Source organism: Pelagibius litoralis, from assembly GCF_011683915.1.
GTDB classification, from domain to species: Bacteria; Pseudomonadota; Alphaproteobacteria; order Kiloniellales; family Kiloniellaceae; genus Pelagibius; species Pelagibius litoralis.
Genome location: NZ_JAAQPH010000016.1, coordinates 60,528 through 83,854 on the forward strand (window position 1 = coordinate 60,528; position 23,327 = coordinate 83,854).

Here is a 23,327-nt window from a genome sequence, read left to right on the forward strand (position 1 = left end):
GAGCACGAGCCATGATGGTGCTTCGCCGAACAACGGCGATGCTGCTTTTTCTTGCGTTGTCAGGGGAGTCCTCGGTCGGTCACGCCCTGGCCGAAGAGGCAGCCGACGAAAAGCCCGAAGTCTGCAGGGAGGGCGAAGGTGCCCTGACCTTCGGCCTCGATGACGTTGCGATATCGACGCTGACGCACTGCCTGAGCCTTCAGGCTTTGCGCCCGGGCGACAAGGTGGCGGCGCTGGTCGGCCGCGGCCACGCCTATTTCGCCCGGGACGACTACGACGAGGCGATTGCCGACTACAGCCGGGCGTTGGAGCTGGGCGAGGTCGACGTCGACCTGTTGGTCCACCGCGGCCGCGCCCACTACTACGAGGACCGCAACGACGAGGCTCTGGCGGACTTCGACCGCGCCCTCGCCCTGGACGGGGAGAATGACGAAGCATTCTACTTCCGCGGCCGCGTGTTCCACGAAGCAGAGCAGCACGACAAGGCTGCTGCCGATTTCGCTTCGGTCATACGGCTAAGCCCGGAGTCCAACAGCGCCTACTACTATCAGGGCCGCAGCCTGGCCGCCCTGGAACGCTACACGGAAGCCATTGCCAGCTACGACAAGGCGATCGAACTCGATCCCTTCGACAGTTGGGCTTTCAACAGCCGGGGAAATGTCTACCTGGATCTGGACGACTATGAGCGGGCGCTGCTGGACTATGACGAGGTGATCGAACTCGATCCCGAAGACGCCGTCGGCTATGCCAATCGCGGTATTGCGTTGAGCGCCCTGGACCGGCCGGCGGAAGCCATCGCCGACCTCGATATCGCACTGCGCCTGAACCCCAAGGACTCCGACAGCTTCGTGGAGCGCGGCGTCGCCTACTATGAGTTGGAAAACCTCGACCGCGCCATAGAAGACTATCGCGAGGCCCTGCGGCTGGAGCCGGACAATGCCTGGGCTCACAGCACGCTCGGCAACAGCCTGTCGGACCAGGGTCACTACGACGAGGCGATCGCCTCGTTCACAACGGCCCTGCGGATCGATCCCGACTACACCATCGTGTTCTACAATCGCGGCCTCGCCAAATATCGCGCCCGGAACTACAGCGCCGCTGCCGACGACTTCAGCGAGGCAGTAGCGCGGGATCCCAACGACCCCGACGCGTTCTACATGCGCGGGCGCAGTCACTATTTCCTGGACCAGCACGAAGCGGCGCTGAGCGATTTTACCAGCGTGCTCGAACTGGATGGAACCTATGCACAGGCACTGGTCGGGCGCGGCCTGGTTCACTACGATCTCAACGATCTTGACGACGCCCTTGAAGACTACGACGCAGCCCTGAAGCTCGATCCCGAATACACCTGGGCAATGAACAACCGCGGGCGCGTGCTGAACGACCTGAACCGCCATGCAGAGGCGGCCATCACCCTGGCGGAGGCCGTTGCTTTGGCGCCCGAATACGCCGCCGCCCATGCCAATCTCGGCACCGCACAGTATTTCCTGAACGACTTGAACGCCGCAGTCCGGAGCTATAGCGCGTCACTCAAGCACAATCCGGACAATCTCAACACACTGATCTACCGCGGTCAGATCTACAACGAACAACAGCGCTTCGATCTGGCGATCGCCGACTTCGACAGCGCGGTCGAACTGCGGCCGAACAGTGCCTGGGCCTGGAACAACCGGGGCATCGCCTTTGCCGACAGGGGCGATCCGAAAGCAGCCATCGCCGACTACACCACGGCGATTGAAAAGGACGCAACCTACTATCCGGCGCCTTACAACCGCGGCCTCGCCTACCTCAGGCTCGAGGACTACGACGCCGCCCTGGCCGATTTCACCCAGGCCCTGACGTTGCAACCCGATGACCCCGACATCTTCTACTCGCGCGGCGACGTGCACTACGAAATGAGCGAGTTCGCGCTGGCTGCGGCCGACTACAGCGAAGCCTTGAGGCTCAACCCGGAAAGCGCCTGGTCGTTTTACTCACGCGGACTTTCCTATGCCCACCTGGATGACCGCCAGTCAGCCCGCGCCGACTTCGACCAAGCGATCGAAGTCAGCGAGGACGCCGACAAGGCCGACATGGCATCGGATATCTGCTCACAGCTCATGGCCCAGAGGCACATCGCCCTCTCCCTGAGCTACTGCCGCCGCGCCGTTACGGAGTAATACAGATGGCGCGCCGAAAGGCCGCCCCAGCCACGACCAAGCAAGTCGTCCGATTATTCCTAATCGATTCGATGAAGCAACGCACTTACTTGGCGCAGGACCGCAAAGTCTTGCCTAAACCGTCTCGCAAAACCCCTCGGCACCCTTGAAAGCAGGCGCCTGCTGAATAGCTATGTATGACATAAAGACAAAGAGATGCACGAGAGGCTTCGAGCAGCGTTTCAGCCGGAAGTCTTGCGAGCAGGGGTAATACCCGCATGCTCGAACTGTTTGATGGCGATCGGATTCACATGTTTTGACGCAACCACCAAATTGGTTCCGTCAAAACATGATCCGATCTAGTGCTGCAAGGTCCCAAGCAGGCGCCAATGATCTGCTGCAAAAAAACCGAATACCAAGGGAGGAAACATGGCACCAAGGTAATCCCTGGAGCCGACACCGGTAGCGGCATCGGCAGCAGGTCAACTGCATATCCAAATTTAAAAACCAGGTATAAAGAAACGGCCGGGCTGATCCGGCGGTCTCAACAAGCTTGCGGCCAGCGCCGCGAAACAGAGAGAGCGAAATGAGCTTCAAGACAATCAAAACAAACATATCGGGCGGGATCGTCGCGGCGGTTGCATTGCTTGCCGCCCCTGCAGCCTTTGCGGCGGATTACGATTGGACGTTCCAGACATCTGCACAGGCCGGCGATAACTTCTTCACCATCCAACAGGCCTGGGCGGAACGTGTCGGCGCCATGTCCGGTGATCGCATCAAGATCACCGTTGTGCCGGTTGGAACAGTGGTGGCCCACACCGAGACGCTTGACGCGGTCGGCGCCGGCATCCTGCAGGGCCACATTACCGACCCTTCGTATTTCTCGGGCAAAGATCCGGCCTTTGCGATGCTTGGCAACCTGGTGGGCGCATGGTCGGCCCCGCAGCAGATGTTCAACTACATGAACTATGGCGGCGGGATCGAACTGTTCAACGAACTGGTCAACCCCTATGGCCTGCAGTTCCTGGGCGCATCCGCAACTGGTGTCGAGTCCTTCTTGTCGTCCAAGCCGATTTACGGAGTCGATGATCTGGCCGGTATCAAGATGCGGGCGCCCGAGGGCATGGTGCAGGAAGTCTTCGCCGCAGCGGGCGCCGCGCCGGTGAACCTTCCCGGCTCCGAGGTATATACGTCGCTGGAAAAAGGCGTGATCGATGCCGCCGACTACACGGTGTTTTCGACCAACCACGCACAAGGCATGCACAAGTTCGCAAACTACCCGCTTTATCCCGGGTTCCATTCGATGCCGGTAATCGACGTATCGATGAACAAGGCAATCTACGACGACCTGCCGGGCGACCTGAAAGCCATCCTGGAAGTATCGGTTCGCGACTTCGCTTATGACATGATCAACCGCCTGGAAGCGCAGAATGCCATCGCGGTGGCTGAAGCGACCGCCGATCCGAACATTACCGTCATCAACTGGCCCGACGAAGAACGCGCCAAGTTTCGCGGCATCGCCAGAAGCCAGTGGGCCAACTGGGCCGAGCGCTCTGAAATGGCCGGCAAGGCCTATGAAAGCGTGACATCCTACCTTATTGAAGCCGGCCTCCTGACCGCCGAGTAAACCGCCGGCCGCAAGCACAGGAAAGGGGGGCGCCCACTGCCCCCCTTTCGTATTGATCATTCCGCCAAAGCTGTCTTCAAGGAAGAGGCGCGCATGTCCGCTAACAAACCGTTTTTGCCCGAAGCAACCGACGATGAACAGTTGGAGGCCCTGAAGCGGATTCACGAAGACGGTGCGGCGGGTCCGCAGAATGCCCTCGACCGCGGCATCATGAAATTTGGCGGTGCGGTCAGTTTGCTGTTTGCACTGGCAGCTCTGATTTCGATCTACGAGATCGTCGCGCGCTATGCCTTCAACGCACCGACGATATGGGCCCACGAGACCGTCATCGCCTTGATCGCGGTCTGCTATCTGTATGGCGGCATGCAGTGCCTTGCCGGTGACAAGCACATCCGCATCGGCCTGATCTACTTCGGTACCAGCGGTGGCACCCGCCGCTTGTTGGATATCGTCAATGCGTTGTTGTCGCTGTTCTTTGCCCTGGCAATCGCCTATGCGGCCTTCACGATGGTCGACAAAGCCTGGTTCACACCGCAAGGCGACCTGCGCTTGGAGCGGTCGGGATCAGCCTGGAACCCGATGACACCGGCGCTGATCAAGCTGGCCTTGCTGATCACTTCGGCCGTGCTTGCCGTGCAGTCTGTCGGTCATCTTCTGACCGCTTATAAAGGCAGCGGTTATCGCCAATCGGCGCGTGAAGCACCCTCGAAGGCCGCGTTTGCCGGGATTTCCGTGGTGTTTTGCATTCTGATCCTCGGTGGCATCGTTCTGTTCACCTATGGACGGTCCATCGGGATCGAGATGGGGTCGCTCCTGTTGGTCGGCAGCATCATGGTGATGATCCTGACCGGTATTCCGCTTGCATTTGTGACGGGGCTGATTGCGATTATCTTCACGCTGGCGTGGTTCGGGCCGCTCGGCGTGCCTCTGGTCTCAAGCCGAATCTACAGTTTCATCAACGAGTACGTATTGGTTGCCATCCCGATGTTCGTGCTGATGGCATCATTGCTTGACCGCTCTGGCATGGCGCGGGACTTGTACGATGCGATGCGCATCGTTGCCGGTCGCATCAAAGGCGGCGTGGCCATTCAGACCCTGATCGCCGCCGTTTTCCTGGCGGCCATCTCCGGCATCATCGGTGGAGAGATCGTTCTGTTGGGCCTCATCGCCCTGCCGCAGATGCTGCGTCTTGGATACAACCGGGCGCTGGCCATCGGCACCGTCTGCGCCGGCGGCTCTCTGGGCACCATGATCCCGCCCTCCATCGTTTTGATTGTCTACGGGCTGACCGCAAGCGTTTCAATCGGCGATCTGTTTCTCGCTACCGTCACGCCGGGCCTGATGCTGGCGACACTATACGTCATCTACATCTTCGTGCGCTGTACGTTGGACCCGACAATGGCCCCAAGCATCCCACAGGCCGAACTGGATATGCCGCTCAGCGAGAAGGCCGCCAAGATGAAGGGCGTGATCATGCCCGTCGGGGTCGCCTTCATGGTGCTTGGTTCGATCTACGGCGGCGTGGCCTCGGTAACCGAGGCGGCGGCGATGGGGGTCTTGGGTGTCTTCCTGGCCGCGCTCGTGCGCGGAGAGGTCAGCGTGACGCTGATCCGCGACAGCCTTAAGCAGACGTTGGAAACCTGCGGCATGATCATCTGGATCGGCCTTGGCGCCTCGGCCCTGGTCGGGGTCTACAACCTGATGGGCGGCAACCGCTTCATCGAAAGCGCGATCCTTGACAGCGGTGCGTCGTCGTTGGTGATCGTCCTGGTCATGATGGCGATTCTGATCGTATTGGGCCTGTTTATGGACTGGATCGGCATTGCCTTGCTGACAATGCCGATCTTCGTTCCGATCATCATCAAGTTGGGGATGGACCCGGTTTGGTTCGGCATCCTCTTTGCCATGAACATGCAGGTCAGCTATCTGTCACCGCCTTTTGGTCCGGCCGCCTTCTACCTCAAGTCGGTTGCACCTTCGGACATGAGCCTGTCCGAGATCTTCCGCGCGCTGGTTCCGTTTATCTTCCTTCAGTTGATTGCCCTGACGCTTGTGCTGTTCAACCCCGGCATCGCGATGTGGCTGCCCAACTATCTCAACGGCAACTGAAGCACGGAGCCTGTAAGGTCGCCGCCTCTCAGCAGCGACAGAGGTAGTAGTAGTTCACCGGGTCGTGCTCCAGCTCGTTGACCTCGACCGAAGCAAAGCCGGCTTCGGCGAAGTAGCGCTCGGCGGTTTCACGGCCCCACATGGCGCCCAGGCCCTCACCATCCTGGGCCAGGGATACGGTCATGCAGTGCATACAGGAAACCGTGTAGAGCATCGGACCCATGGGATGATCGCGGTCGTGATGGTGGTGGCTCGACCCCTTGATGTCCTGCGCCAGATAGACGCCGTCCGCCGCCAAAGCCCGGCGGATGCCCTTCAACAGGTTGAGGGGCCGCGCCTGGTCGTGCACGGCATCGAAGGTGGTGACAAGGTCGAAGGCTGCTTCCGGCGCGCTGCTGTCGAAATCGCTCAGGTCCCGGGCCTCGAAGGCCAGGTTGTCGAGCCCTTTCCCAACCGCTTCTGCGCGCGCCCAGGCAATCGCCGCTTCGGAAAGGTCGTAGCCCTGAAAGCGGCTCTTGGGAAAACGCTCGGCCAGGAGCATCAGCGCCCGGCCCCGGCCGCAGCCGGCATCGAGCACCCGAATGCCCGCCTCAAGCCGCTCGATCAGGCCCGGCGCCAGCGGCAGAATATGGTCGATCAAGGCGGGCAGAACGGATTGGGCGCTGTCCTCGGCCATAACCTCGTGGAAACGGTCATAGCGTGCGTATGGCACCCCGCCACCCTGACGAAAACAGGTCAGAATGTCGTCCTCGACACTGCCCAGCACTGCGATGTATTGGGCATAGACAGCCAGGTTGGCCTCGGCCGAACGGGTCAGGAGAGCGGCATGTTCGGCCGGCAGGCGGTAGGTGCCGTTCTCCGGGTCCAGTTCCACCACGGCGCCGACTACCATGGCCCCCAGCCATTCCCGCACATAGCGCTCCTGCAGGCCCGCGCGTTCGGCCAGAGCTGCCGCGGTTAGGGGTGGGGCGCCCTCCATGGCATCGAACAGCCCGCTGCGATGCCCCAGAGAGGTCATCAGCATCATCGAAGCTTCATTGAGGGCCCCGACCATGCGGGCCTCGAAGGCCTCGACTCCAGCTGGGTCGGGGGCCTGATTGGCGGATTGATCGGGGGCGGATTGCAGGCTGCTTTGAAGGGCGTTGGTCATACTGACTGTCTCCGGTTTCGGTTACAGATGCAGCGACGCAGTGCTTTCTACCCCTGCGGCTCCGATCATGCTAATGTTGATTGCCGCGTAAACAGGTCGAATCTGCCATGAACGCGCCTTCCATGTCACCCAACCCGCCCCTGACCGTCGCTCTGGTCGCCACGCCGGAAACAAGTGCCTCCACCCTCTACGGGATGTACGACGTGTTCTGCTCCGCCGGCCGCGACTGGACGTTCATAACCACCGGGGTTCCGGGAACACCTGCGATGAAGCCCTACGTGGTCGCAGCGACCGCTGAAACCCTGCGCGCCGCAAACGGGGTGCCGATTACACCGGACCGGACCTTTGCCGACTGTCCCTCACCGCAGATCGTCTGCATCCCCGATCTTCTCGTACGGCCGGATCAGCCGATCGCCGGGCGCTATGACGCCGCCGTAGACTGGTTGCAGACTTGCAATAATCAGGGCGTCACGCTCGCCGCCGCCTGCTCGGGTAGCCTGCTGCTTGCCGAGGCCGGGCTGCTAGACGGCTGGGATGCCACCACCCACTGGGGCTATTGCGAAGCCCTGGGCCGGCGCTATCCGGAGATAACCGTGCATCCTTCCCGCGCGCTGGTGGTTTCCGGCGAAGGCCAGCGGCTCATTACCAGTGGCGGCGGCACCTCCTGGCAGGACCTCTCCTTGTTCCTGGTCGCCCGCTTCCTGGGCCAGGAGGAAGCCATGCGGCTGGCCAGGGTCTATCTGCTGGACTGGCATCACCATGGTCAGCTTCCGTTTTCCGTGCTGGCCTGCAGCAGACAGGTCGAGGACAAACGGATCGCCGACTGTCAGGAATGGATTGCCGAGCACTATGCCGAAACCGGGCCGGTCGCGGCCATGGCCACGCTCAGCGGCCTGGCCGAGCGTTCCTTCAAGCGCCGCTTCGCCAAGGCCACGGGCATGGCACCGCTCGACTACGTGCACACCCTGCGCCTGGAAGAGGCAAAGCAGATGCTGGAGACGACGGAGCTGGCGGTCGAGGCTGTCGCGAACGAGGTCGGCTATGAAGACGCCAGCTTTTTCCGGCGCCTGTTCCGCCGCAAGGTCGGCATGAAACCGACGGACTACCGCCGTCGTTTTGGCAACGTACGCAAGGCCTTGCAGGCGGCGGCAATCTAACAACCGCTCTGGATTGCCGATCCTTCAGTGTCAATGAAGCGCCGGATGTCATCCAGCACCGGTGCCGCAGCACGCAGCGGGCGCGACAGGGCGCCGACAATCCGCAGGTGTCCCAGGTCGTCATAGAAACGCGCTTCAGCCTTGCCGCCGGCCGCCCGCTGACGCTCGGCCAGGATGCGGCTGTTGCGCGGCCGGACCACGGTGTCGGCGTCGCCGCTCAGCAACAGCAGCGGCGGCGCCTTGGGGTTGACGTAAGCGACCGGCTGGGTCGCCGCCCGGCCCGCCGCCGGCCCGAAGATCGCCTTCAGAGCGGGATCGGTCAGCGGCAGGAAATCATAGGGCCCGGCAAGGCCCACCACGCCAGCCAGCGTATCGCAGGGGCGCAGCCCCTCGGCAGCCAGCAAACGGTCGTCGAGCGCCAGCATGACCGCGTTGTAGGCGCCGGCGGAGTGGCCGACCAGGAACAGCGGACCCTTGTGATGGCGGTGCGCCCAGGCGACGGCGGCGGCGGAATCTTCCAGAAACGCGGGATAACGCACCGGCGGATAAAGCCGGTAGTCGGGGATTGCCACCGCCAGCCCCTGAGAGGCAAAGGCCTCTCCAACAAAGCGGTAGTCGCCGCGCTCGCCGCTTTCCCAGGAACCGCCGTAGAAGAACAGCACCATAGCCTCCGGCTCGCCGCTTTCCGGTGCATAGAGATCCAGACGGTGGCGGTCGTCGGGGCCATAGGCGATACCGGCCTCCAGGCCGTAACCTTCCCGCGGGGTCAGCCCGTTCAGCAGATCGGTGCCAGAGCAGGCGGTGAGCAGCGCCACCAGGGATGAGCAGGACAGCAGGGTCCGGAGAGAGTGTCTTCGCATAAACCGGTTTACGCAGGTTCCGCCGTTGCGGATGCCTCCAGGCCGGAAAGAGGCGCGACCAGACATTCCAACACCCGTGGGTCACGATAGTAGAGCAGATGGGTGCGGCCGCTGAGCTTCTGCGGCCAGGGCGCCTCGAAGCTGAGCCGCCGGCTCATCCCTTCGCCATAACGGCCGCGATGCCCGGTCACCTCACCGCAGAGCCAGTCGCTGGGTGAGAAAAAGTCGACCCAGCGGTCAAGGCCTTCATGCTTCAGCATCCGCTTCCGCTCGGCCTCCAGCCACGACGACCGGTATCGCAGAACCGTGATCGGCGAGCCAAGGGAAACCAGAGTCAGGCGTTTGAAATCAGCCCGGTGCGGCCAGTCCGCCAGAATGTCGGTGGCGACCACCGTGCCGAAAGAATGCGCCACGATCACCACCTCGTCGTAGTCCGCCGCCATCACCGCGCGCAGCGTTGTGGCAATGCGTTTGCGCAAGCGGTCGCGCAGGCCGACGCCGTTTTCATCTTCCTGATTCTCGAAGTAATCCTTGATAAAACGCGCAAGCAGGACGATGGCATCAACCTGCAGCAAGGTCAGAACAAAAGGCAACACCGCCCACCATGCGTGCGACGCCAGCCAGCCGGTTGCCTGGCCGAAAAGGGCTATCATATCGGCCATGAGGGGGACGTTCTGCAGGTTATCCGGCACAGCACCGCCAGGGGCCACGGCCTGACCGACCAGAACCGCGAGAAGGAGATACCAGACGACCAGGGTCAGGCCACCCATGATAAGCCCGAAGGCGATGAGAAAGGATCCGCTGACCAGGGAGCTGAAGAAAGCCCGCCAGGTGCGCAGACTGAAGACCCAGTAGCCGACCAGTTCCAGGCCCTTGAAAAGCTTGGCCCAGGGCGGCAGTTCGGTCTGTTCCGGGATCATGTCGGCCCAATAGGCCTCAAAGACATCCAGGCAGTCCGAGGCGCTTTCGGCGTGACCGCCCTGGCTCTCCGCGCTGCGCAGCGGTTCGAAGGAGAGGCGCAAACCCGCCTCCCCTTCGACCACCACCTCGCCCACACGGCTTACAGGATGACGTTCCACTGTCTCCAGATTGTTTATCAGGATGTCGCGGCGTACGAAACGTTCCTCTCGCTTCAGGCCGGGGATCAGGATGATCGCCCGGCGCTTGCGCGCAACCGGCTCGCGATCGGAATCAGACATGTTCCCCCCCATCATTCAGGCCGAGTACCGTCGTCTCAGCCGTGTTCCTCGATACTGCCCTCCTGTGGCAGGTCGCTGGGTGCCACCGCCTCGACCATGAAGGCTGCCTCGTCCACTTCGGCAGCGAACTTCAGGCCGGCGGCCTTGATGGCGCTGTCCGGCACCTTCTCAAGGGGCGTATAACGCGGATGGTGATGCTCGCGGTAAGGGTCGTTGCGGGCCGCGTTAAAGCAGCAGATCATGGTCCAGCGGCGCATAGCGGAGCGGTTCTGGTCAGAGCGGTGCAGGGTGTTGCAGTGAAACAGCAGCACGTCGCCCGGTTCCATCTCCGCATAGACCGTCTCAAGCTGTTTCTGCGCTTCCTCCACCCGCGACAGGTCCGCGCCGACCTGATCGCCCTCCAAAAGGCCGTGTTCGATACGGCCCAAGTGGTGGGAGCCCTTCAGCACCTGGAGGCAGCCGTTTTCGCGTGTCGAGCGGTCGAGAGCGATCATCGCCGAGGCCATCAGCGGAAACAGGCAGCCGTTGTGATACCAGTAGCCATAGTCCTGATGCCATTCCCAGGCACCCCCCTCGAAAGGCTCCTTGGCCGTCAGCTTGGAATGGTAGTGATAGACCTCACCGCCCAGCAGGTCCTCCATGGTGTCGACCATCCTCTCGCAGCGCGCCGCCATGCCGTAAACGCTGTCGCCGGGATGGTTCCACAACGCCATCTTGGTCACCGCGCCCTCACGGTCACCACGATTGTAGAAGTGGCTGCTGATCGCCGGATCCCGCTCCATCGCCTGCTTCAGCAGCGTGGCTTCCTCGGAATCGAAGAAATTGCGGACGATGACGTAGCCATCGGCGTCATAGGCGGCCCGCTGCGCCGGGCTGAGTATATTGGGCATTTGCAGATCTCCTCCGTGACATCATAGGAGCGTCTCTTGCACTTTTCACATCCCAGCCTAGCATGCTTTCACAAGCGCAACGACCGGTCCAGGACAACCGGGTGTTACCAAGGGTTTCCCAGAAGAAGGGCATCGAATGAAACACCTTTTCAGACTGCTCGCTTTTCTCGTTCTGGCTGTCGTCGTCGCCGGCCTTTTCATCAGATTTGCGCCGGTGACCCCCGAAGACTGGCACGTCGATCCCGTGACGATAGAAAAGCCCGACACGGAAAATCACTTCCTGCTGCGGCCGCAGGGCGGCGACGGTCCGGCGCCGGTTTTCCAGGCATCGCCGGATGCCGTGGTCATCGCCCTGCAGGAAGTGATCGACGAGACTCCGCGGGCTACCGTCATCGACGGATCGCCCGGCGCGCGGCATATGACGATCCTCGTGAGATCAAAACTGGTGGGTTTCCCTGATTTCGTCACCGTGAAGGTGCTGGCGGCCGACAGCGGCACCGCGATCGCGATTTTCTCGCGTTCACAATACGGGAAGTCGGATTTGGGCGTGAACAAGGCGCGTGTGGAAAACTGGGTCAAGGCGCTGGAAACGCGGTTACGGAAATGAGGCCGGGTACGCTTCCCTAGTCATCGGCATAGACCTCCCCTTCCAGGTCATCAAGCTTGACCTGTAGGTGCGCGCGCACGTCCTGGACCGCCTGATTGTAGACCGCGGGACCGAGTGTCCTCAGAAACAAGCCGAGAATCTCGTTCGCACGGAATTCCGAAAGTTCCTCATCGAATTCTCCGCGAAACAAGGCTTGGAGCTGCCGCTTGAAATCGACCTGTCTGTCTTCGCTAAGTTCGATCCGCATGCTGACGCTCCCTGGCCGCTAGAAACTCGCCATCCTCGTCGCGAGAAAAAACAGAAATTTTCTTCGATGTATCCGACGTAGGTAGGATAACCGCCCACCGGCAGAAACGCCAAGGCAGACATCATGAGGGCAGCCCGAGGCATCCTGGAGGATCTGAGCGCCAACCCGGGCACCGCGATCAGTACAATCCCCTTCACTGTTGCCGGAACACCGATCAGTCTGTCGGTGCCTGATAGTCGGCGGCAATGCGCAGGTCGCGCAGTGGCCGCACGAGACGAATGGCTTCGTGGTACAGCGGATGAGCCTTATAGGCTTCCAGGGCCGCCGCGTCCCGGAACTCGCCATAGACAACCACGTCAATCTCACTTGACCAGGCGTCCTGCCGCCCGTTCAACGCCACTTCCAGATGCGCCGCGTCAGGGATCTCCCTCAGCCGGTCCAGACCGGATCGAATTGCTTCAACATCATCGGGGCGCCTGGCGCGAAACAGAACGATGTGGCGTATCATATTCGTTTCTCACAGTAATGGTCGGCTTTGCCTCAGCTTGTCAGGTGATCCACCCGCAGCCGCTTTCGTATCTATGATTGTTACCGCAGGCTATGTGACAAATGGCAACACTCTTCACCTTCGGCGCCTCCCACTACTGCGAGAAAGCGCGGTGGTCCCTCGATCTCTGCGACTTCACCTGCCGCGAAGTCCGCTGGGCGCCGGGGCCCCACCTGTTGTCGGCACGGCGCATTGCGCCCCAAAGCACGGTCCCGATCCTTCGTTGCCCGAGGAAAACGATCCAAGGCAGCGACCGGATCATGAACTGGATCGAGGACTCCGGCCGCGCGGCCTGGACGACCGAAGCGCCGGCAGCAGAAAAAGCCGAGATCGCCCGCCTTGAGGAAAGGGCCGATAGCGGCATCGGTGTCGCGGTTCGCCGTCTCATCTACGCGATGTCACTGGCAACGGAAGACCGCAAGGTCGCCCAACAGCTGTTTCGCGGCGCCCTGTGGTGGCACCGGCCGCTTGCCCGGCTGATGTGGCCGATATCGCGGCAGGCGATCATGAAAGGCCTGCAGGCGACGGCAGAAGACGTTCCGGCAGCGCGCAGCGCGCTTGAGCGGGAATTGGATTACGTTGATGAACTGATCGCCGACGGACTGATCGGCGGCCGGCGCCGCTTCCTGGTCGGCGACCGTTTCAGCCGCGCCGACCTTGCGGTCGCAAGCTTGCTGTCGCCGATCGCGCTTCCGCCGCAGCACCCGTTTTACCGGGACATGCCGCGATGGGATGCACAGCAGAAAATCGCGGAAACCTATCAGGATCGCCCTTGTATTCTCTGGACATCGCGGATCTACCGCGACTTTCGCTATCCCGGAAACCTGGCTGCGGTTCAGTCCGCCTGAAAGGCCGCGCCGCGGGCCAGCAGACCATCGACCTCTTCAACGCTGTAGCCGGCCTCTGCCAGGACTTCGCGGGTGTGCTGGCCGAGCAGCGGCGCGGCGCGGATAACACCGCCGGGCGTCGCCGAGAACTTCACCGCCGGGCCGAGAGACCTGGTCCTGCCGGCTTTGGGATGCTCGGTCTCGACGATCATGTCGCGGGCCAGTGCCTGCGGATCGCGATGCATTTCGTTCACGCTCAGCACCGGCCCGGCCGGCAGCCCGCCGCGCTCCAACAGTTCCAGCCAGTCGGCGGTGCGGCGTTTGCGAAAGATGCCGTTCAGGATCTCTTCCAGAACAAGACGGTTTGCCATACGCAGCGGATTGTCGGCAAAGCGCGGGTCGTCCAAGAGTTCCGGCGCCTCGATCAAGCCCGCCAACCGCTCCCAGTTGGCCTGGTTGGCGGCGCCGATGTTGATCCATCCATCCGCCGTCTGGAATGCCTGATAGGGGGCGTTCAGCGGATGGGCGGAGCCCAGGGGCTGCGGCGTCTCCTCCGTCGCCAGGGCAATGGCCGATTGCCAGAAAGTCTGGGTAATCCCCGCTTCGAAAAGCGAGGTATCGACCATCTGTCCCTCACCGGTCTTCAGCTTGTGGGCGTAGGCCGCGGCAATGCCCATGGCGCCCAGAATGCCCGCGGTGATGTCGCTGACCGGCGGCCCCACCTTCACCGGCGGCCGCCCCGGCCCCTCGCCCGTCACCGACATCAGGCCCGACATGCCCTGGGCGATGAGGTCGAAGCCGCCGCGCTCCGCATAGGGACCCGTCCGTCCGAAACCGGAGAGCGCGCAGTAGATCAAGCCGGGGTTGATCAGGCGCAGTTCGTCGTAGCCCAGGCCAAGCTTTTCCATGGTGCCCTTGCGGTAGTTTTCGATAACCACGTCGGCATCCCGCAGCAGGCGGAGCAGCGCCGCCTTGCCGTCCGGGTCTTTCAGGTTGAGAACGACACCGCGCTTGTTGCGGTTCAGCATCATGAAGGCGGCGCTTTCACCGCCGACGGTCGGCGGCACCATGCGGCGGGTATCGTCGCCCGCCGCCTTTTCCACCTTGATCACTTCAGCCCCCATGTCGGCCAGCATCATGCCGGCCACGGGCCCGGCCATGATGTGGGCCAGCTCAATCACCCGGCAACCGGTCAGCGGGCCTGGAGGCATGGTGTCATCCCCGCCGCTCATCCGGTTTAGCGGCCTTGCCAGTTCGGCTTGCGCTTGGCAAGAAAAGCCTCCAATCCCTCGCGGAAATCGGCGCTGCCATAGCAGCAAAGAATCAGATCCTCATCTTCGATGTCCTGGCGGGCGAGACGGCGCAGTCCCTCCTTGGTTGCGCGCAGGGTGAGCGGCGCCTGTTCGGTCAGCTGTTCGGCCAGGGCAAGAGCGCGGGACATCAGGGCCGCATGATCGGCCAACACCTCCGACACCAGCCCGGCCGTCATGGCCTCCTCGGCCAGGACAAGGCGGCTGGTGAAGAGGATCTCCCGCACCCGGCCGGCGCCAAGCAGGGCGCAGAGCCGCGCCAGATTGGCGACCGAGAGGCAGTTGCCCAGGGTCCGGGCGATGGGGAAGCCGAATTTCAGATCCGCCGTAGCAAGGCGCAGATCGCAGGCGGCGGCGATGGCCGCCCCGCCACCGGTGCAGGCGCCGGCGATGGCGGCCACGGTCGGCACCGGACATTCCTCCACCGCGCTCAGGACTACATCGATTTGCGCCTCGTAGTCCAAGGCATCCTGATCGGTCTTGAAGTCGCGGAACTGGCCGATGTCGGTGCCGGCGGCAAAAGCCTTCTCGCCGGCGCCAGTCACCACCAGGACCTTGGCGTCCCCCGGGTCCCGGCAGATATCCGCCAGACGCTGGTACATGGCAAAGGTCAGCGCGTTGCGCGCCTGCGGCCGGTTGAAGGTAATCAGGCCGATCGGCCCCTGCCGCTCGAACAGCAGCTCCTCGCTCGCGGTCATAACAAATCCTTTAGCGGTAGAAATACTCCACCAGGAACATAGGGATCGCGGGGATATAGGTACACATCAAGAGCACCACCAAGAGCACCGCGACAAAATAAACGTTCACCTTGGAAACCGCCCAGATGTTCGCCCGGGCCACGGCACAGGAGGTAATCAGCACGCTGGCGACCGGCGGGGTCTGCTGGCCGATTGCGAGGTTCAGCGTCACGACCAGGCCGAAATGCACGGGGTCGATACCCGCCGCCGAAATCAGCGGAATGACGATCGGCACCACCAGGATGATCGCCGCTGCGGAGTGCAGGAAAAAGCCGATCACCAGGAAGAAGAAGTTGAGAATCAGCAGGATAACATACTTGTTGTCGGTGAAATCCAGGATCGCCGCCGCCAGTTCCTGGGGCATCTGGGCGCGGGTCAGGAAGCCGCCCATCAGAACCGAAGCCGCGACCAGCAGCATCACCACCGCAGTCTGCATACCGCCATCCAGCATGGCACGCTTCAGATGACGCAGGTCGATCTGCCGGTACCAGAGGCCGACGACAAAGGCGGCGATGACCGCCAGCCCCGCCGCTTCGGTTGCAGTAACGAAACCGCCGAAGATGCCGCCCAGGATAATCACCGGCAGCGTGAAGGCCGGCAAAGCCTCCACAAAAGTCCGGCGCAGGCGCCGGAGGTTGAAGGCCTCTTCCACCGGCAGGTTGTAGCGCCGGGCAAAGAGATAGGCGACGAACATCAGGCCGAAGGCACCAAGCAGCCCCGGCACCACCCCGGCGACGAAAAGCTGCTCGACCGAGGTATTGGCGGAGGTCGCATAGAGGATCATCGGGATCGACGGCGGGATAATGATCGCCAGCGAAGCAGAGGATGACGTGACGGCAGCGGCCAGCGGGGCGCTGTAGCCGCGCTTTTTCATCTGCGGGATGAGAATGGAACCGAGCGCCGCCACATCGGCCACCGCCGAGCCGGAGATCTCGGCGAAGAACAGCGAGACGCCGATGTTGACCATCGCCAGGCCGCCCTTCACGAAGCCGATCAGAGCGGAGACAAAGTTGATCAGCCGGTCGGTGACGCCACCGGCGTTCATGATCGCCCCGGCCAGCACGAACATGGGAATGGCGATGAGGGAGAACTTGGTGGAGCCGTCGTACATATCCAGCGCGATGCTGACCAGGCTGTCCGGCCCTTCGCTGATCAGCAGGCCGAGCACGCCGGAAACCGCCAGAGCGACGGCGATGGGCACGTTCAGACAAATCATCGCGATCAGGGCAGCGAAGATGATGAGCATCAGCATTGTCTAGCGGTCCCCTACCTTGTCCTGGGCCTTGTCCTGGGCCTGGGCATTCTGCATCTCCTGCTCCACCTCTTCCTCGATCTCGGCGTGCTCCAGCGATATGCCGGAGACCGTCTTGCGCCAATAGTCCGGCAGGCTGAGTAGTTCGCAGACAATGAAGAGGACGGCGCCGATGGGAATGATCGACTGGGTGATCTGAACCGGCATCCAGGTGAGGGAAACCAGCCGGTCGCCCTCAAGAACCTCAAGCACCAGCATGCCGGCCCAGGCCATCAGGACGAAGAACCCGATGACAATCACTTCGGCCGCGACCAGCGCCAGTTTGCGCAGCGGAAGGGAAAGGGACAACAGCACCGAATCGAAGCCGATGTGACGCCGCTTCAAAGCCGCCAGGGCCGCCCCGTAATAGGTGATCCAGGAAAGCTGGATGGCCGCGACCTCGTCATACCAACTGAAAGAATCTCCGGCCAGCCGGACCAGGACGGCGGCGATCACCACCACCGTCAGAAGGATCATCAGAACAATGACAACCCATTCCAGCAGCCATTCCAGGCTTTGTCTTGCCGCCGCAAGCACGATCCAGATCTCCTCCGCCGCGGGCCAAAGCGCCATCAGACGGCCCGCATCGCGGAACCTCAATGAAGGGGAAAGACCGGCGGGCCCGGGCTGCGCGACAACGCACAGCCCGGCATGCCGCCGTATCAGGCTTCTACGAGCCTTCGGCCAGACGCAGGACCGTGTCGATCAGGTCCTTGCCGCCATCGACGCTGGTAGCGAACTCGTCATAAATCGGCTTGGAAGCTTCGACAAAAGCCGCCTTGTCCGCCGTATTCACCTGGATGCCGCCGTCTTTCAGCTTCTGCAGCAGGTCGGTCTCCAGCCGTGCGGCCTCTTCATAGACGAAGTCCTGTGTCTCTCTGCCGCACTGGGTCAGCGCATCCTGAACGTTCTGCGGCAGCTTGGCGAAGTGCTTCTCGGAAACCAGGACATAAGCCGGGGTATAGACGTGTCCGGTGATGGAGAGGTACTTCTGCACCTCCTGGAACTTGGCCGACCAGATCTGGGCGTAGGGGTTTTCCTGGCCGTCGATCACCTTGGTCTGCAAGGCGGTGAACACCTCGGAGAACGCCATCGGCGTCGGGTTCGCACCGTAGAGCTTGAACATCTTCACCCGCCACGCGCCGTTGGGGGTGCGCAGCTTCACGCCGGCCAGGTCCTCCGGCTTGTCGATCGGCCGGGTGTTGTTGGTGATGTTGCGAAAGCCGTTCTCAAAAAGACCGATGATACGATAGCCCTTGGCCTGAGCCGCCTTCTGGAAGGTGCTTTCCATCAGTTCGGCCTGGACGCGGCGCATGTGATCGCGGTTCTGGATGATATAGGGCATCTCAAAAACGCCGAACTCATCGGCGACCGAAGACATCACCGAAGAAGGCAGCGAGAAATGTACCTGGCCCAGCTTCAACTTCTGCAGCAGTTCCTTGTCCTTACCCAGCTGCGAAGACCCGAAGACCTGCACCTCGGCGGCATCGCCCAGCGCCTTGTTGGAACAGGCGGCAAAGGCATTCACGGAAGTTTCAAAAAGCGAACCGGGCTTGCCCACATGGCCGAACTTCAGGGTCATCTTGTCGGCAAGCGCCGGGCTTGCAAGCACGCAGACCAGGGCGGTCCCTGTTAGAATCTTTGCTAGTCTCATGATTGTTCCTCCCTTTGGTTTTGTTTGCTTCGGCTTGTTATTCAGCCGCAGAGGCAGACGTCTGTTCGCGCCCGCTTAAGTAATCCAGCGCTGCCTGGACACCGCCGCGCCGATGCGGCACGCCGGAAAGCTCCAGGCCCATCTCCACGCCGGAAAGGGTACCCATCAGCATCAGATCGTTGAAGTCGCCCAGGTGGCCGATGCGAAACACCTTGTCGGCAATCTTCGAGAGACCGTTGCCGAGCGACATGTTGAAGTTTTCCAGGGTCGTCCGGCGGAAGGCGTCGGCGCTTTGGCCTTCGGGCACGAGAACCGCCGTGAGGGAGCCGGAATAGTGCCGCGGCTCCAGGCAGAGGACTTCCAGTCCCCAGGCGCGCACTGCCCGCCGCGCCGCCGCACCATGGCGTTGGTGACGCTGAAAGACGTTTTCCAGGCCTTCCTCGTGCAGCATATCGATTGCCTCGACCAGACCGTAGAGCAGGTTGGTCGCCGGGGTATAGGGGAAATAGCCCTTGGCGTTGGGCTCAGCCATGGCATCCCAGGCCCAGTAGGCATTTGGCAGGCCGGCTGTCTTCGCGGCCGCCAGCGCCTTTTCGCTGATCGCGTTGAAGGACAGGCCCGGCGGTAGCATCAGACCCTTTTGCGAACCGGCCACCGTGACATCGACGCCCCAGTCGTCGTGGCGGTAGTCGATGGAGGCGAGGGACGAGATCGTATCGACCATGAGCAGCGCCGGATGGCCGGCCGCGTCGATCGCCCTGCGGATCTCCGGGATCTGCGTCACCGAACCGGTCGAGGTCTCGTTATGGACCACGCAGACCGCCTTGATCTCATGGCCGCTGTCGGCCCGCAGGCGCTCTTCGATGGCCACCGGGTCGGCGCCGTGGCGCCAGTCGCCGGCAATGAATTCCGGCTGCAGGCCGAGGCGTTGCGCCAGATGATTCCAAAGGGTCGCGAAGTGGCCGGTCTCGTACATCAGGACCTTGTCGCCGGCAGAAAGCGTGTTCACCAGCGCCGCTTCCCAGGCACCGGTGCCGGAGGCGGGATAGATGACGACCGTGCTTTCGGTCCGAAAGACCGACTTCATGCCCTCCAGCGCCTTGGTGCCGACGGCGGCAAAGGCCGGACCGCGATGGTCCATGGTCGGGAAGTCCATCGCCCGCAATACCCGGTCGGGCACGTTGGTCGGCCCCGGAATCTGAAGAAAATGGCGACCGGACATCAGGCTCTCCTCCTTGCCATCCGCTGTCTTGGCCGGCTGCCCTCTGTTTCATCGGAGCTTGCATCCACCCAGCCAAGGCGGATATGAATAATGAATACAAAATACAAACCGAAGGCGGATGTCAATGGGCGCTGCGCCGCGCGGAGATGGGGGAGAGCTGGCCCGGCGACTGAATGCGGCGCTGGAGGGCGAGGCCTACGGCGACCCCTTCTCGCGCGGGCGCTACGCCACAGACGCCTCGATCTATCAGATCATGCCGCGCGCCGTCGTCGTGCCCAGAACCTTCGCCGACGTGGAAGCGACCCTGGCCATCGCCCGCGATGCCGGCGTGGCCGTGCTGCCGCGCGGCGGCGGCACCTCGCAATGCGGTCAGACAGTGAACGACGCCATCGTCGTGGATTTCACCAGGCACCTGAACCGCATTCTCAGCGTCGACACGGTTGCCGGCACGGCGGAGGTCGAACCCGGCCTGGTGCTGGACCACCTGAACGCCGCGCTGAAACGGCACGGCCTCTGGTTCCCGGTGGACGTCTCCACCGCCTCGCGCGCGACCCTGGGCGGCATGGCGGCGAACAATTCCTGCGGTTCGCGCTCAATCCGCTACGGCACCATGCGCGACAACGTGCTGGGCATCGACGCCCTTCTGGCCGACGGAACGCGCATGGACTTCGGGCCGGTGCCCCGCGACCTCATCGGCGTCAACAGCCCAAGCCCGAAACACGACCTGTTCCGCGCTCTGCTCGACCTCGGCCAGCGGGAGGCGGAGGAAATCAAGGCGCGCTTCCCTGACCTGATGCGCCGGGTCGGCGGCTACAACATCGATGCGCTGGTGCCCAACGGTACCGACAACAACCTCTCGCATCTGCTGGTCGGCTCCGAGGGCACGCTGGCCGTCAGCGAGAAGATCAAACTGCAACTCTCTCCCCTGCCGAAAAACAAGGTGCTGGGAGTCTGCCACTTCCCGAGCTTTTACGAGGCGATGGATGCCGCCCGTCATCTGGTCACCCTGGACCCCACGGCGGTGGAGCTGATCGACCGCACGATGATCGAACTGAGCCGCGACATCCCCCTCTTCCGGCCGATCGTCGACCGCTTCGTGCGCGATGAACCGGAAGCCCTGCTGCTGGTCGAGTTCGCCGAGGCGGATCAGAACGAAAACCTGCGCCGCCTGAAAGCCCTGGGCGAGTTGATGGCCGAACTCGGCTTTCGCTGGGGCGACCCGGGCAAAAAGCCGGGCGGCGTGGTGGAAGCCATCGACCCGGACTTCCAGAAACAGATCTTCGGGGTCCGGGCCCAAGGCCTCAACATCATGATGTCCATGAAGGCGGAGGGAAAACCGGTCTCCTTCGTTGAGGACTGCGCGGTACGCCTGGAGGATCTGGCCGACTATACCCAGCGCCTGACGGAGATCTTCCGCAAGCACGGCACCACCGGCACCTGGTACGCCCATGCCTCGGTCGGCACCCTGCACGTCCGCCCGGTGCTGAACCTGCGCCTCGACAACGATGTAAAGGCCATGCGCGCCATCGCCGAGGAAGCCTTTGAGATGGTGCGCGAATACCGCGGTTCCCATTCCGGCGAGCACGGCGATGGGATCGTACGCTCCGAGTTCCACCGCGAGATGTTCGGCGCGCGCATGGTCGAGAGCTTCGAGTGGGTGAAGGACCGTCTGGACCCCGAGGGTCTGCTGAACCCTGGCAAGATCGTGCGGCCGCCCAAGATGGACGACCGCAGCCTGTTCCGCTACCCAGCGGACTACACGGTGCCGGAACTGCGCAGCGTCTTCGACTGGGCCGGCTATCCCGGCGCCGGGCGCGGCCTGCAGGGCGCGGTGGAGATGTGCAACAACAACGGCGCCTGCCGCAAGATCGGCGAGGGCGTGATGTGCCCCTCCTACCGCGTCACCCGCGACGAGCGCGATCTGGTGCGCGGCCGGGCCAACACCCTGCGCCTGGCGATCTCCGGCCAGCTGGGGCCCGATGCCATGACCTCCGAGGACATGGCCGAGACCATGAAGCTCTGCGTGTCCTGCAAGGGCTGCCGGCGCGAGTGCCCGACCGGCGTCGACATGGCCAAGATGAAGATCGAAGTATTGGCGGCGCGCGCCGAAAGGCACGGCCTTTCTCTGCGCGACCGCCTGATCGCCAACCTGCCGCGCTATGCCCCCTGGGCGGCGCGTCTGGCCGGGATCATGAACCTGCGCGACCGCCTGCCCGGCGCCGCGAAACTGTCGGAAGCGCTGCTGGGCCTCAGCGCCGAGCGCAGTTTGCCGCGCTGGCGCCGCGACCCTTACGCCCCTGAGGCAAAGGGGAGCGAAACCGCGGAGGTGGTTCTCTTCGCCGATACCTTCAACCGCTACTTCGAGCCGGACAACCTGCAGGCCGCCGAAACGGTGCTGCGCCGCGCCGGCCTGAAAGTGGGTCACGCCATGTCGGAACACGGAGAACGGCCGCTGTGCTGCGGACGCACCTATCTCTCCGCCGGATTGGTGGAAAAAGCCAAGGCGGAGATGCGGCGGACCATCGTCGCCGTGAAACCGGTCCTCGAACGCGGCGGATTCGTCGTCGGGCTGGAGCCCTCCTGCCTGCTCACCTTCCGCGACGAGGCCCCTGCCCTGCTGGGCGACGGCTGGTCGGCGGAGCTCGGCGCCAAGGTTATGCTGTTCGAGGAATTCATCGCGCAGAAGCTGAGCGCAGGGGACTTCAACCTGCCCTTGGCGCCGCTGCCGCAGAACAAGGCCCTGCTGCACGGTCATTGCCATCAGAAGGCCTTCAACGCGGTCTCACCGGTGCAGCAGGTTCTCGGCACGATCCCCGGACTTGCGGTAGACTTGGTCGAGTCGTCGTGCTGCGGCATGGCCGGGGCTTTCGGTTATCAGGCCGAGACCCTTGCGGTTTCCCGTGCCATGGGCGAACTCAGTCTGCTTCCGGCGGTCCGGGCGGCGGGCGAAGATGCGATTGTGGTGGCCGATGGCACCTCCTGCCGGCATCAGATCGCCGACGGCGCCAACCGTGAAGCGGTTCATGTCGCCGTTGTGCTGGAGCGCGCAAGCCGAGCAGCGGAAAGTCACGCACAAGGAACGCAATGAGCCTGACCGAAACCATCGACCGCCGCCCGCTGCACCATGAGTTGGTGGACCGGCTGCGCGACATGATCATCGAGGGCCAACTGGAGCCCGGCCAGAAAATCTCGGAAAAAGCGCTCTGCGAGCGTTTCGGCGTGTCCCGCACGCCGCTGCGCGAGGCGGTGAAGATCCTGGCGGCCGAGGGATTCCTCAAGCTGACGCCGCATCGCGGCGCCTCGGTCGTGAAACTGACCCTGAAGGATTTCGAAGAGGCGCTGCCGATCATGGGGGCGCTGGATGCGGTGGCCGGCGAGCTGGCCTGCCAGAACGCCACCGAGGCGGAGATCGCCAAGCTGGAAGATCTCACGGCGCGCATGACCGAGCGCTTCGAGGCCGATGATCTCATCGGTTATTACAAGCTGAACTCGCGGATCCACCAGTTGATCATGGAGATGGCGCGCAACCCGACCCTGACCCGCTCGACCCGCGTGCTGTCTGAGCGCATGCGCCGCGCGCGCTATGAGCTGAACATGTCACCGGCGCGCTGGGCCCAGGCGGTGGACGAACACCAGGCCATGGTGAAGGCCATCAAGAACCGCAAAGGCGTGCAACTGGGCCGCATCATGAAGGTCCACGTCATCCACAAGCTGCAGGACCTGCAGGCCCACCTCTTTGCCGAAGAACGCTAAAG

At 62.9% G+C, this 23,327-nt stretch carries 20 protein-coding genes; 8 read left to right on the forward strand and 12 right to left on the reverse strand.

Features of this window, described 5'->3' with window-relative positions; genetic code table 11:
- Positions 1–11 precede the first annotated feature (11 nt).
- The 3 genes from HBA54_RS19550 (at position 12) to HBA54_RS29725 (ending at position 5,874) form a co-directional block, all read left to right on the forward strand.
- On the forward strand, positions 12–2,159 hold the full coding sequence (locus tag HBA54_RS19550; protein WP_167227776.1) for a tetratricopeptide repeat protein: 2,148 nt from the start codon (positions 12–14) through the stop codon (positions 2,157–2,159).
- A gap of 565 nt (positions 2,160–2,724) precedes the next feature.
- Positions 2,725–3,765, forward strand: a complete 1,041-nt coding sequence (locus HBA54_RS19555; protein WP_167227778.1) for a TRAP transporter substrate-binding protein — start codon at positions 2,725–2,727, stop codon at positions 3,763–3,765.
- Positions 3,766–3,858: 93 nt separating this feature from the next.
- Entirely contained in the window at positions 3,859–5,874 is a 2,016-nt protein-coding gene (locus HBA54_RS29725) for a TRAP transporter large permease subunit (protein ID WP_167227780.1), read from the forward strand.
- Between the two features lie 28 nt (positions 5,875–5,902).
- On the opposite strand, the gene HBA54_RS19565 is transcribed toward HBA54_RS29725, so the two are convergent.
- Complete coding sequence (locus HBA54_RS19565; RefSeq protein WP_167227782.1) at positions 5,903–7,024, reverse strand: class I SAM-dependent methyltransferase; 1,122 nt, start codon at positions 7,022–7,024, stop codon at positions 5,903–5,905.
- A gap of 107 nt (positions 7,025–7,131) precedes the next feature.
- Here HBA54_RS19565 and HBA54_RS19570 point away from each other — a divergent pair, with 107 nt between their 5' ends.
- Positions 7,132–8,181 carry a GlxA family transcriptional regulator gene (locus HBA54_RS19570; RefSeq protein ID WP_205944777.1) on the forward strand — a complete coding sequence of 350 codons (1,050 nt, stop codon included), beginning with the start codon at positions 7,132–7,134 and terminating at the stop codon, positions 8,179–8,181.
- On the opposite strand, the gene HBA54_RS19575 is transcribed toward HBA54_RS19570, so the two are convergent.
- Genes HBA54_RS19575 through HBA54_RS19585 form a run of 3 tightly spaced genes read right to left on the reverse strand, consistent with a single transcriptional unit; the run spans position 8,178 to position 11,130 of the window.
- The gene (locus HBA54_RS19575; RefSeq protein WP_167227784.1) at positions 8,178–9,041 is read right to left on the reverse strand and encodes an alpha/beta hydrolase; all 864 of its coding nucleotides are present in this window, start codon (positions 9,039–9,041) and stop codon (positions 8,178–8,180) included. The two genes, HBA54_RS19570 and HBA54_RS19575, sit on opposite strands and share 4 nt — an antisense overlap.
- Positions 9,042–9,049: 8 nt before the next feature.
- A complete protein-coding gene (locus HBA54_RS19580; protein ID WP_167227786.1) occupies positions 9,050–10,240 on the reverse strand; it encodes a hypothetical protein in 1,191 nt (396 codons plus the stop codon).
- A 35-nt stretch (positions 10,241–10,275) separates the two neighbouring features.
- Positions 10,276–11,130: a phytanoyl-CoA dioxygenase family protein gene (locus HBA54_RS19585; protein WP_167227788.1), complete on the reverse strand. Its 855-nt coding sequence runs from the start codon at positions 11,128–11,130 to the stop codon at positions 10,276–10,278.
- Positions 11,131–11,344: 214 nt separating this feature from the next.
- On the opposite strand from HBA54_RS19585, the gene HBA54_RS19590 reads away from it, so the two are divergent.
- Positions 11,345–11,737 carry a DUF1499 domain-containing protein gene (locus HBA54_RS19590; protein ID WP_167227790.1) on the forward strand — a complete coding sequence of 131 codons (393 nt, stop codon included), beginning with the start codon at positions 11,345–11,347 and terminating at the stop codon, positions 11,735–11,737.
- Positions 11,738–11,753: 16 nt separating this feature from the next.
- On the opposite strand, the gene HBA54_RS19595 is transcribed toward HBA54_RS19590, so the two are convergent.
- Both HBA54_RS19595 and HBA54_RS19600 read right to left on the reverse strand, forming a co-directional pair.
- The gene (locus HBA54_RS19595) at positions 11,754–11,984 is read right to left on the reverse strand and encodes a DUF2164 domain-containing protein (protein ID WP_167227792.1); all 231 of its coding nucleotides are present in this window, start codon (positions 11,982–11,984) and stop codon (positions 11,754–11,756) included.
- A 214-nt stretch (positions 11,985–12,198) separates the two neighbouring features.
- Entirely contained in the window at positions 12,199–12,492 is a 294-nt protein-coding gene (locus tag HBA54_RS19600; RefSeq protein ID WP_167227794.1) for a Dabb family protein, read from the reverse strand.
- 101 nt (positions 12,493–12,593) lie between these two features.
- On the opposite strand from HBA54_RS19600, the gene HBA54_RS19605 reads away from it, so the two are divergent.
- On the forward strand, positions 12,594–13,379 hold the full coding sequence (locus tag HBA54_RS19605; protein ID WP_167227796.1) for a glutathione S-transferase family protein: 786 nt from the start codon (positions 12,594–12,596) through the stop codon (positions 13,377–13,379).
- Here the strand turns inward: HBA54_RS19605 and HBA54_RS19610 are convergent.
- From HBA54_RS19610 to HBA54_RS19635, 6 genes are all read right to left on the reverse strand, one after another.
- On the reverse strand, positions 13,367–14,569 hold the full coding sequence (locus HBA54_RS19610; RefSeq protein ID WP_167227799.1) for a CaiB/BaiF CoA transferase family protein: 1,203 nt from the start codon (positions 14,567–14,569) through the stop codon (positions 13,367–13,369). The genes HBA54_RS19605 and HBA54_RS19610 overlap by 13 nt on opposite strands.
- A 26-nt stretch (positions 14,570–14,595) precedes the next feature.
- Entirely contained in the window at positions 14,596–15,366 is a 771-nt protein-coding gene (locus HBA54_RS19615) for an enoyl-CoA hydratase (protein ID WP_167227801.1), read from the reverse strand.
- 10 nt (positions 15,367–15,376) lie between these two features.
- Positions 15,377–16,657, reverse strand: coding sequence for a TRAP transporter large permease (locus HBA54_RS19620; protein WP_167227803.1), 1,281 nt, complete (start codon positions 16,655–16,657; stop codon positions 15,377–15,379).
- Positions 16,658–16,660: 3 nt separating this feature from the next.
- A complete protein-coding gene (locus HBA54_RS19625; protein ID WP_167227806.1) occupies positions 16,661–17,269 on the reverse strand; it encodes a TRAP transporter small permease in 609 nt (202 codons plus the stop codon).
- Positions 17,270–17,366: 97 nt separating this feature from the next.
- Positions 17,367–18,350, reverse strand: a complete 984-nt coding sequence (locus HBA54_RS19630; RefSeq protein WP_205944778.1) for a TRAP transporter substrate-binding protein — start codon at positions 18,348–18,350, stop codon at positions 17,367–17,369.
- Between the two features lie 37 nt (positions 18,351–18,387).
- A complete protein-coding gene (locus HBA54_RS19635; protein ID WP_167227810.1) occupies positions 18,388–19,572 on the reverse strand; it encodes a pyridoxal-phosphate-dependent aminotransferase family protein in 1,185 nt (394 codons plus the stop codon).
- Between the two features lie 124 nt (positions 19,573–19,696).
- Here HBA54_RS19635 and HBA54_RS19640 point away from each other — a divergent pair, with 124 nt between their 5' ends.
- Positions 19,697–22,660 (forward strand): FAD-binding and (Fe-S)-binding domain-containing protein, encoded by a 2,964-nt coding sequence (locus tag HBA54_RS19640; RefSeq protein WP_167227813.1) that lies wholly within the window; start codon positions 19,697–19,699, stop codon positions 22,658–22,660.
- The gene (locus tag HBA54_RS19645; RefSeq protein WP_167227816.1) at positions 22,657–23,325 is read left to right on the forward strand and encodes a GntR family transcriptional regulator; all 669 of its coding nucleotides are present in this window, start codon (positions 22,657–22,659) and stop codon (positions 23,323–23,325) included. Before HBA54_RS19640 ends, HBA54_RS19645 begins: the two co-directional genes overlap by 4 nt.
- Positions 23,326–23,327: the final 2 nt, after the last annotated feature.

Excerpts from the sequence above, each read along its gene's own strand:
- HBA54_RS19600 (WP_167227794.1), bottom strand. The coding sequence starts at position 12,492 with ATGATACGCCACATCGTTCTGTTTCGCGCCAGGCGCCCCGATGATGTT.
- HBA54_RS19595 (WP_167227792.1), bottom strand. The coding sequence starts at position 11,984 with ATGCGGATCGAACTTAGCGAAGACAGACAGGTCGATTTCAAGCGGCAG.
- HBA54_RS19580 (WP_167227786.1), bottom strand. The coding sequence starts at position 10,240 with ATGTCTGATTCCGATCGCGAGCCGGTTGCGCGCAAGCGCCGGGCGATC.
- HBA54_RS19555 (WP_167227778.1), top strand. The coding sequence starts at position 2,725 with ATGAGCTTCAAGACAATCAAAACAAACATATCGGGCGGGATCGTCGCG.
- HBA54_RS19570 (WP_205944777.1), top strand. The coding sequence starts at position 7,132 with ATGAACGCGCCTTCCATGTCACCCAACCCGCCCCTGACCGTCGCTCTG.
- HBA54_RS19585 (WP_167227788.1), bottom strand. The coding sequence starts at position 11,130 with ATGCCCAATATACTCAGCCCGGCGCAGCGGGCCGCCTATGACGCCGAT.
- HBA54_RS19615 (WP_167227801.1), bottom strand. The coding sequence starts at position 15,366 with ATGACCGCGAGCGAGGAGCTGCTGTTCGAGCGGCAGGGGCCGATCGGC.
- HBA54_RS29725 (WP_167227780.1), top strand. The coding sequence starts at position 3,859 with ATGTCCGCTAACAAACCGTTTTTGCCCGAAGCAACCGACGATGAACAG.
- HBA54_RS19630 (WP_205944778.1), bottom strand. The coding sequence starts at position 18,350 with ATGAGACTAGCAAAGATTCTAACAGGGACCGCCCTGGTCTGCGTGCTT.
- HBA54_RS19565 (WP_167227782.1), bottom strand. The coding sequence starts at position 7,024 with ATGACCAACGCCCTTCAAAGCAGCCTGCAATCCGCCCCCGATCAATCC.
- HBA54_RS19625 (WP_167227806.1), bottom strand. The coding sequence starts at position 17,269 with ATGGCGCTTTGGCCCGCGGCGGAGGAGATCTGGATCGTGCTTGCGGCG.
- HBA54_RS19620 (WP_167227803.1), bottom strand. The coding sequence starts at position 16,657 with ATGCTGATGCTCATCATCTTCGCTGCCCTGATCGCGATGATTTGTCTG.
- HBA54_RS19605 (WP_167227796.1), top strand. The coding sequence starts at position 12,594 with ATGGCAACACTCTTCACCTTCGGCGCCTCCCACTACTGCGAGAAAGCG.
- HBA54_RS19610 (WP_167227799.1), bottom strand. The coding sequence starts at position 14,569 with ATGCCTCCAGGCCCGCTGACCGGTTGCCGGGTGATTGAGCTGGCCCAC.
- HBA54_RS19575 (WP_167227784.1), bottom strand. The coding sequence starts at position 9,041 with ATGCGAAGACACTCTCTCCGGACCCTGCTGTCCTGCTCATCCCTGGTG.
- HBA54_RS19645 (WP_167227816.1), top strand. The coding sequence starts at position 22,657 with ATGAGCCTGACCGAAACCATCGACCGCCGCCCGCTGCACCATGAGTTG.
- HBA54_RS19640 (WP_167227813.1), top strand. The coding sequence starts at position 19,697 with ATGGGCGCTGCGCCGCGCGGAGATGGGGGAGAGCTGGCCCGGCGACTG.
- HBA54_RS19635 (WP_167227810.1), bottom strand. The coding sequence starts at position 19,572 with ATGTCCGGTCGCCATTTTCTTCAGATTCCGGGGCCGACCAACGTGCCC.
- HBA54_RS19550 (WP_167227776.1), top strand. The coding sequence starts at position 12 with ATGATGGTGCTTCGCCGAACAACGGCGATGCTGCTTTTTCTTGCGTTG.